A 350-nucleotide genomic window follows, 5' to 3' on the forward strand; every position below is an offset into this window, starting at 1 on the left:
TGATTGCGGTGACGTGCCATCAGTGACCATACTGGCAGCGTCATCGGCTCAGTGGGCGACTGTGATAGCGACCTTTGAATCAGGCGCATGGCAGCAATGCCGTCCACTAAAGAATGATGAATTTTAAAATATAAGGCAAAGCGTTCCGGACTGCCTTCAAATTCTGGGCAAATGCCTTCAATAACGTGACATTCCCACAATGGCATTGCCCGATCAAGTAACCTGCTGTGCTCCTTTGAGATATACATCAGCAGCTCGCGCACGCGCGCAGGCTGCGGCAATGCCACATGGCGAAAATGATGCTCGACATGAAAGTTCTCGTCCTGTTTCCAAAACAGTAAATGCTCTAG

Annotated in this window: 1 protein-coding gene; it reads right to left on the bottom strand. The window is 49.7% G+C overall.

The window, feature by feature from the left end:
- On the bottom strand, window positions 1–350 hold a 350-nt coding region (locus tag AAEY79_RS14300; protein WP_352288917.1), incomplete at both ends, for a wax ester/triacylglycerol synthase domain-containing protein.

Origin of the sequence: Psychrobacter sp. GW64-MNA-CIBAN-0177 (assembly GCF_040309585.1) — a bacterium.
GTDB lineage: Bacteria > Pseudomonadota > Gammaproteobacteria > Pseudomonadales > Moraxellaceae > Psychrobacter > Psychrobacter okhotskensis.